This is a genomic window from Paenibacillus kobensis NBRC 15729, from assembly GCF_004000825.1.
GTDB classification, from domain to species: Bacteria; Bacillota; Bacilli; order Paenibacillales; family Paenibacillaceae; genus Paenibacillus_T; species Paenibacillus_T kobensis.
Genome location: NZ_BILZ01000137.1, coordinates 1 through 1,329, shown reverse-complemented (window position 1 = coordinate 1,329; position 1,329 = coordinate 1). Strand labels below are relative to the sequence as shown.

Here is a 1,329-nt window from a genome sequence, read left to right as displayed (position 1 = left end):
GGCATTCCGCTGACGTATGATGCTTCGACGAAGGACTACTACTTCGACCGTCCGGCACTTAACTTGAATAACGGATTCGGCATTACGAAAAACGCTAAAGATCCAGTTGCAATCATCAAGTTCTTCGATACGCTGCTGGACGAGAAATGGTCCAAAGTACTGCAATGGGGTATCGAAGGCGAAGACTATATCGTAAACCCAGACGGCAAATACGCACGTACGCAAGAAATGCGCGACCAACAAAACAATGCGGAATGGAAAGCGTCGAACCGTGCGCAAGAGCTGCTCGAGTACCTGCCTAAGATCCAAGGCCAATACTCCGACGGCAACGCAACGGACGCAGGCAGCCAGCCTGACGAATTCCTCGCAAGCCAAAAAGATCTTGATAAAGAAGTATTCGCAGCTTACGGCGCTAAACTGCCGTCCGACTTCTTCTCGTCGCCGCCAGAAAACCGTGTATCGTACCCAGCTTGGAGCATCGACCTGGTTGAAGGTTCCAAGGCTAAGATTGCAAGTACGAAAATGGAAGAGCTCGCTCTGAAACATCTGCCTAAGATCATCATGTCGAAGCCTGAAAGCTTCGAAAGCGCATGGGCAGATTATGTTAAAGCGTTGGGTAAAGTTGATATTAAAGCTTACGAAGACCGCATCAATGAGCAGCTGAAATGGCGTGCTGATACGTGGACTTCCAGCAACGGCAGCACTCAAAAATAATTAAATGAACAAAAAGGAAGGCGCGAAGAGGTCCTTCGGGCCTTCCTTTTATTCTAAGACAGAAACAGAAACGAGAGCGTCACAAGACGTTCATACAATGGGTGAGGAGGCGGAGAGCATGCGAGAAACGGTTCTTAAAGGAGAAACGGCTGTAGGTACGGAACGAAAAGCCGCCACGTTCCGGAAGCGGCTATGGAGTCAGCGCGAGCTGATTTTGATGTCATTTCCACTAGTGGCACTTGTAATATTGTTCGCATATGTCCCAATCTGGGGCTGGCTAATGGCTTTCCAGCAATATAGACCAGGTGCGAAGTTGTTTGATCAAGAGTGGGTTGGATTCGATCAATTTAAATTCCTGTTCCAAGACGATGTGTTTCTTCAAGTATTGAGAAATACGCTCGCGATGAGCGTTATTAATATGGTGCTTGGGTTCGTAACAGCGATCGTGCTTGCACTGATGCTGAACGAAGTTAAACAAAAGTTCACAAAACGTTTCATTCAAACGATTTCCTATTTGCCTCACTTCCTGTCTTGGATTATCGTAACCGGTATCGTCGCGACTTCCTTGTCGATTGAAGACGGTATCGTCAACGACGTGTTGATGCGACTGGGCTT

The 1,329-nt window shown here is 47.6% G+C and carries 2 pseudogenes; both read left to right on the top strand.

Annotated elements, in window-relative coordinates:
- Positions 1 to 714 (top strand): annotated as a pseudogene (locus tag PKO01S_RS29005) (sugar ABC transporter substrate-binding protein); the annotation flags it as partial.
- Between the two features lie 118 nt (positions 715 to 832).
- Positions 833 to 1,329: pseudogene (locus PKO01S_RS28455) on the top strand (sugar ABC transporter permease); the annotation flags it as partial.